Source organism: Pseudohalioglobus lutimaris (assembly GCF_002866825.1).
Taxonomy (GTDB): domain Bacteria; phylum Pseudomonadota; class Gammaproteobacteria; order Pseudomonadales; family Halieaceae; genus Halioglobus; species Halioglobus lutimaris.
In genome coordinates, this window is sequence record NZ_PKUS01000017.1 from 1 (window position 1) to 5,954 (window position 5,954).

The window sequence follows — 5,954 nt, forward strand, 5'->3', positions numbered from 1 at the left end:
ATACGAGTACATGGACTACCTCCAAGTAGTCCAAGATTTTGTCCGCACCCTCCCTGGGTCAGTCTTCACTGCAAATCAACACTCCTCAGGTAATGGATTAGTAAGAACACTCCGCAGCCAACAACAGCCAGTGCGAGAAGCACTGGGTACAGCTTGATCAGTAGGGCAGATAGGGTGATAGAAACCAGCCAGACTGAACCTGAGACAAAGCTCAGGCCGACGGCCAGGAACAGCAGAAGCGTTAGCAAAAGTCCTCCTTTTACTAAGCGGTTGAAACGAAAGAGAAGCCCGAAGTTCGGCATTGTCCCGGTATAGAGAAACAGGCGTAGGCCAGACTCATGAAGTGTTGCGCTTCGTGGAGTAATGACTACAGGTGACCGAGGGGAATCCGACAGCAAGTCGGAGGAGGGGGTTTCAGGGGTTTTGGGGGTTCTTTTTCACCGCCTTGCGCGGAGTTATTGATGCTGGCTTCCTGGGCGATTTAGCCTTCGCTTCTGGTGTGGGTTTGGCTTTGGCTGATGCCTTGGCTTTAGCCGGTACCCTATGTTTCCGGGCAGAGGTCTCCTCAGGATTCGTAGTTGGCATACTGCCGCCTCCTTTCAGTGCCTCTACCTTCGCCTTGAACAGCTTCGGATCGATGGCTTGGTGTACCCGGGATTTGCCAGTGATCTTCTCTAGAAACCCCTCAGCTACCAGAACTGCACAGGCGAATCCTGCATCGTTAGCACTTTTACCTCTACTGAGAGGACGAAGCGCCATGCTGGTTATTGGTTGGTCCTGCGGCCAGGCCTTCAGCGCTGCCTGGACGTCTGAGAAAGATATCCAAGAAGACGAGAAATGACCGCCACCTGAGTTGGAGGTAAGCTTGAGCTGTACGATTCCCTTTTCGTTGGTACCGATCTGGTAGCCCAGAGTGGACTTCCCGGTGTTGGTGGGGCAGGTAGCTTCCTTGAGAATAGTGATGGGTGAATCCGCTGTTTCGGCGGGATCTGTTTTCTTGCTGGCAGCGTTAGTCGCCATGGTGTTTCTCCCTGGTTTGTTCTCGTTCAACAGTTGAAGTTGCAGAGGTTGTATCAGGCGTGAATTGGCCGGATTTCCTCTATATTAGATACGTTGCTTTACTCAGTTTTCTGGCCGACAAAAGTCACCTGAAATTCGGGTGGGGAATATATGTGCTTGCTTGAGTTAAAGGGGGTGATACCGGGTGCATGCCGACGCCCTGCAGGTATATATCTCGCGGTCGTTGAACGCACGTGCTATTACACGTCACAGACACATAACCCAGCCCTTACCATGCGCCGCATAGAACCGAGGCAAGAATGCAAAGCACTGCGTCTGGTGGCCGAGTCGTGGAACACTAGAAATGGGGGTATATTTTTTTTGCAATATTTCGATGATTTCTATCGAGTTTCTGCATCATTCCAGGGATTTACAGCTGGTTTCGTACACGTAGCCAATGCTCGGGTAGGTCCGATTTTTTTGATTTCAGGCGGAACGGGCTGTGGCTACTGCGGCAAGAGCACAGAAAACCGAAATGGGGTCGTCGCTGTCGAGGTATTTTCAAGAACTGAAATAAATTATGGACGAACACTGGTAAGGTGGAATCTCAGGAGTGAATAAGTCAGAGCAAGAAAGGAAGCAGTAAGTTGCGCAATATCTTCGACCAATACAGCCAACCTGAAAATCGCCTCACTCATGCGCTTGTGTCGGCGTTTGCGGAGGATGACAAACTTATGCGAAGTTTCGTCAGGTGGATCACAGGGGCTACGCCACCGAAACGACTAGACATCGTGGAACAGCAGCTACCTGGTGAGTACGAGTTGTCTGAATCTGAATATGAAAAGCCTGGGCTCCCCGATGCCTGGGTTCACGATGGGGATGAGTGGTCTTTACTGATTGAGAACAAGGTGGCCTCGAAACTGAGCCTGGATCAGTTGAAGAGACACTATAAAGCGGCTGAGCGACGCGGCTTCTCGGTAATATCAGTTTTGGCAATAGACGTAGCTCCCCCGAAAATTGATTTACCTGTCTATGTCGTCTTTCGATCGTGGAAAGAGATCTACAGCTGGTTACCTCACCAATCAGATAAATCAAAGTGGGCAATGAGAGCACTGCGATACATGGAAATTGCAGAGCGTAAGTGGTCCGCAGAGGCATACCTCAAGGAGGGTACATTGACTGAATTCGCTGGAATACATTTCGATGAGCAGAACCCATATAGCTACGGCGAAGCGACTTATACGTTTGATGATGAGCGACCTCCGAGAGAGGAGCAGTTTAAAGCAATTATCAAATTTGAAAGGTCCCGGAAAGAGTAAAATAACTGGGAAGCACACCACGCACGTATGGGATTATCTTCGGCTAAAGAGCTTGGAACCCTCTGCAGAGCACACGACACAGCGACACCTTTCATTGCTCATTACACACGAGCATTTACGGGCTTTCTTGAACGTGCCGAATGGTATGAAGTCGGTGTACCGCAATCCTGTGAAGGAAATGGGGGAAGAGGGGTTCTTTGATGTAATGAGCGAGATAAATTCAAACCTCCTGCGTATTACAAAGACATATGCTGGCTCCTACCCGTTTGCCAATATTGCGCAGAGGCGCTTTGCTTCCGTAGGTGCAAAACCTACAGTCGACGGCAAGATGGACTTCGACTTGCGAACGGCATTTCCTGGTCCAAAGGGACAGAAAGTGAAAGTCCAGCGTGAATGGCTTCAGGCGATGTACTCAATGATCATTAATAAGCATTCGAACATGGATTGGGATGTTGGCGTGTAATTCCCATATGAATCGTGTGGCAAAACTAGACGGCCTGAGATATTGGATGCCGTTGTAGAGAGTTGGATAGCCTGCAGGCCTCTTGTTGATAAAATGTTGAAAAAAAGTTGGTAGTAGTTTCATGATACAGAGCTCGACAATTAGCCTGTCAGTGTTTTGCTGGAGCGTATCCAGGGTGTACGGTAAGTGCATATGGTCGAATTACTTAAAAAAGCTGTATCGCTATGACAATCGCGTGGCAAATCAAAGGAGAAGTCAATGCAGGAAGCAAAGAAAATCGCTCTTCTAATCGATTGTGATAACGTGAGTCACACCGCGATCGAAGGTGTATTGGAAGAGCTTGCTAAGCATGGCACTGTGAATGTAAGGCATGCCCATGGTGATTGGAAAAGTTCCTCGTTATCTGGCTGGGCTGACAAATTGCATCCTCATGCAATCCGTCCCATGCAGCAGTTCGCCTACACTAAAGGAAAGAATGCTACTGACGCCGCCATGATCATTGATGCCATGGACTTGCTCTATAGCGGCAATATAGATGCATTTGCATTAATGACAAGTGATAGCGATTTCACGCCTCTGGTGCTGAGAATTCTAGAGAACGGGTTCCCGGTTTATGGTTTTGGTCAGAGAAAGACTCCCAAGCCATTTGTGGACTCTTGTTCACCATTTATCTATATCGAAAACCTTGTTTCTAGTAGCGAGAGCGAGACAGAGAATGTCTCGTCCCCTGTCAAGAAAAGCAAAGCAAAGCTGAGACAAGACACAGCCTTGGTGAGATTGCTTAGAACTGCAATCGATCAAGCAGCCGGTGATGATGGCTGGGCAAATATGGGTCAGGTAGCCAGCTATATTGCGAACAACAACAGCTCCTTTTCATCTATCAACTATGGCTACGGTAGAGTCAGCGACCTGATCAAAGCGACTGAACTTTTCAAGGTCGAGTTGAGGAATGGCACGGCGATGTACATACGAGACCCTAAAAGTTGATGGTTTCGCCAAAGCTTTCCGAGGCGAACTCGTACCACAGAACACTGACGATGAACCTGCCAGTGTCTTGCTGGAGCGTAACCAGGGTGGGCATTAGGAGAAAAAACAATGACAGAAGCTATTTTCGCACTAATTGGAGTTGCTGTGGGAGCCCTAGCCTCTGGAGTGGTGAATCTGAAGCTCCAGAATAGACAATTCGCGCACGAGAAGGAAATGCATTCTCTGAAGAACCAGGCTCGTGAGCACGTCAAGGCTCTCTTGGTAGAGATGCTAAGTCACGACAAGTGGGTTGATAGATCATTCGACGCGATTAGGAAAAAGTTGGAGGCTTCAGCGATGATGATTTGAAGCTACTTTTACACGAGGTGGACGCGAAGAAGAGCACTCGGAATGATGGGAATTAGGAGTGGTGGTATTTGGCCACTCGCGAAGAAGATCATATAGAGAATTTGAAGAAGCGGTCTGCGAAGCAATTTTGCTTCTCGATTTTCGTAATCCTAGCCGGTTAATTCTTGAAGACAAAGAAGCATAGTCAAACGCAATGGTCAGAAACAGAGGGTGGTATTGCCATTCCTTCTGGCGCCATCGCCAACCTGGAGAGACAATCAACAGATTCGTATGTTGATGCCAAGTATCAAGCACTAGCAATTGAAGAGCTGTATACCGCACGCGGCCTTTCCATACACCCTGGCAGCAGTCTCGCTCAACAAATTGACGAGACAAAGAAGCTCTCGGATGCTTGGCTAACTGGTAATGATGCAGAAGCGACGGTTGATAGGTTACTCGCTGCGCTAGTAAATTGGTCGAATCTCTTCTGCTTTGTTGCCATTGCTCGATAACAATGAGGCCGAATTCTATCTAAGGAAGATGCAAAGCGGTGACCTGGATCTACTTTGCCGAAAAATCTCCGATGCGAAGGGTTTTCTTTGGGAATTGGAGCTTTGCGCAAAGCTACAAGACCTTGGATTTACCTGTGCGCTGAGGGATCCTCCAGATATCCTCGTGGAATTTGAAGGCTCTGTCATCGCAATACCTTGTAAGAAAGTCTATTCAAATAAGAATGTCGAACGAGTCCTGTCGAATGCAGTTAAACAGGTGGAAACTTCATTTGACTACGGCATTGCAGCAATAAATCTTGATGATCTGATTCCGGAGAAAGTGATTCTAAAACAGGCATCACACTCGGATGCGGCTGAATCTTTAAACGATTTTAACCAAAATTCTGAGGACTAATGAAAGACATTTCCGCAAATACTTAGAAAGTAGCCGCCTACTGGCTGCTTATATTTCCACCACAGTGGTGGCAGATATAGAAGAGCCCTCTGGGGGCCTGTCGAACTTTGCTCAAGCCACTATTTGGACCATTCCGGGCCTGCCAGAAGACAAGGAGATTCAGATCAAGAGGTTCTTCACTCAGATGATGAAGGCTCGCTATCCTGATGTCATCGGAGAGCGTTAACTGTTACCTCTTTTGTGACCGATTGATTCTATTCGAGCAGATCTGGGTAACCAGGTGTCACCCATCCTCCCGGAATAGGGCTCTACATCATTAACGGGGGACACCGGCATTCATTAAACTGATTTTGCGAAGATCGTTTAATGGAGAGAACACCGATGTCCCACGCAAGTATGATTATAGGCAGACCCGGCCTGGAAGTAATGCGGGTAAAAAGCAAGCGCCGTATTGACGTCTGGGCCAGGGCACATCAGATATCTTCAAAATCCGAAGGGAGCGTTAGAAATTCTGTGTCAATCCACTAATCTCTATATGAGAGGATTGACCTATGAGCGACGAGTTCGATTTTGACAAAGCCCTGAAGGCACTGCAATCAGGCAAAGCGATCACTGGGAAGGACGGCGTCCTGACCCCGCTGATTAAAAAACTCACCGAGGCGGCCCTGGAGGCGGAGCTGGATTCCCATCTGGCTGAAGACGTCGTCCCCAACCGTAAAAACGGCAAGACAAAGAAGGCGGTAAAAAGTACTGCCGGTCCCTTCGACCTTGAGACGCCCCGCGATCGGGCGGGAAACTTCGAGCCGCAGCTGATCAAGAAGCATCAGACCTCCGTCAACGACGAGATTGAGGCCAAGATCCTGTCCATGTACGGCCTCGGTATGAGCTATCGAGACATCGCCACCCAGGTCGAGGACCTGTATGGCATCAAGGTCTCTACTGCCACGCTGAGC

General features: G+C 48.6%; 8 protein-coding genes. 7 read left to right on the forward strand and 1 reads right to left on the reverse strand.

The window, feature by feature from the left end; genetic code table 11:
• Positions 1–414: 414 nt before the first annotated feature.
• Positions 415–1,020: a hypothetical protein gene (locus C0039_RS13150; RefSeq protein WP_207796445.1), complete on the reverse strand. Its 606-nt coding sequence runs from the start codon at positions 1,018–1,020 to the stop codon at positions 415–417.
• 626 nt (positions 1,021–1,646) lie between these two features.
• On the opposite strand from C0039_RS13150, the gene C0039_RS13155 reads away from it, so the two are divergent.
• The 7 genes from C0039_RS13155 to C0039_RS13180 form a co-directional block, all read left to right on the forward strand.
• On the forward strand, positions 1,647–2,318 hold the full coding sequence (locus C0039_RS13155) for a PDDEXK-like family protein (protein ID WP_101518307.1): 672 nt from the start codon (positions 1,647–1,649) through the stop codon (positions 2,316–2,318).
• Positions 2,319–2,463: 145 nt separating this feature from the next.
• On the forward strand, positions 2,464–2,781 hold the full coding sequence (locus tag C0039_RS13160) for a hypothetical protein (protein ID WP_133125998.1): 318 nt from the start codon (positions 2,464–2,466) through the stop codon (positions 2,779–2,781).
• Positions 2,782–3,039: 258 nt separating this feature from the next.
• Positions 3,040–3,768, forward strand: a complete 729-nt coding sequence (locus C0039_RS13165; RefSeq protein WP_101518309.1) for an NYN domain-containing protein — start codon at positions 3,040–3,042, stop codon at positions 3,766–3,768.
• A gap of 108 nt (positions 3,769–3,876) precedes the next feature.
• Complete coding sequence (locus C0039_RS13170; protein ID WP_101518310.1) at positions 3,877–4,116, forward strand: hypothetical protein; 240 nt, start codon at positions 3,877–3,879, stop codon at positions 4,114–4,116.
• A gap of 164 nt (positions 4,117–4,280) precedes the next feature.
• Positions 4,281–4,607 carry a hypothetical protein gene (locus tag C0039_RS20920; RefSeq protein ID WP_133125999.1) on the forward strand — a complete coding sequence of 109 codons (327 nt, stop codon included), beginning with the start codon at positions 4,281–4,283 and terminating at the stop codon, positions 4,605–4,607.
• Complete coding sequence (locus C0039_RS13175) at positions 4,597–5,001, forward strand: hypothetical protein (protein WP_101518311.1); 405 nt, start codon at positions 4,597–4,599, stop codon at positions 4,999–5,001. The genes C0039_RS20920 and C0039_RS13175 overlap by 11 nt, the downstream gene beginning before the upstream one ends.
• A gap of 551 nt (positions 5,002–5,552) precedes the next feature.
• The coding region (locus C0039_RS13180; protein WP_207796446.1) for a transposase at positions 5,553–5,954 on the forward strand (402 nt) is incomplete at its 3' end.

Excerpts from the sequence above, each read along its gene's own strand:
- C0039_RS13150 (WP_207796445.1), bottom strand. The coding sequence starts at position 1,020 with ATGGCGACTAACGCTGCCAGCAAGAAAACAGATCCCGCCGAAACAGCG.
- C0039_RS13165 (WP_101518309.1), top strand. The coding sequence starts at position 3,040 with ATGCAGGAAGCAAAGAAAATCGCTCTTCTAATCGATTGTGATAACGTG.
- C0039_RS13160 (WP_133125998.1), top strand. The coding sequence starts at position 2,464 with ATGAAGTCGGTGTACCGCAATCCTGTGAAGGAAATGGGGGAAGAGGGG.
- C0039_RS13170 (WP_101518310.1), top strand. The coding sequence starts at position 3,877 with ATGACAGAAGCTATTTTCGCACTAATTGGAGTTGCTGTGGGAGCCCTA.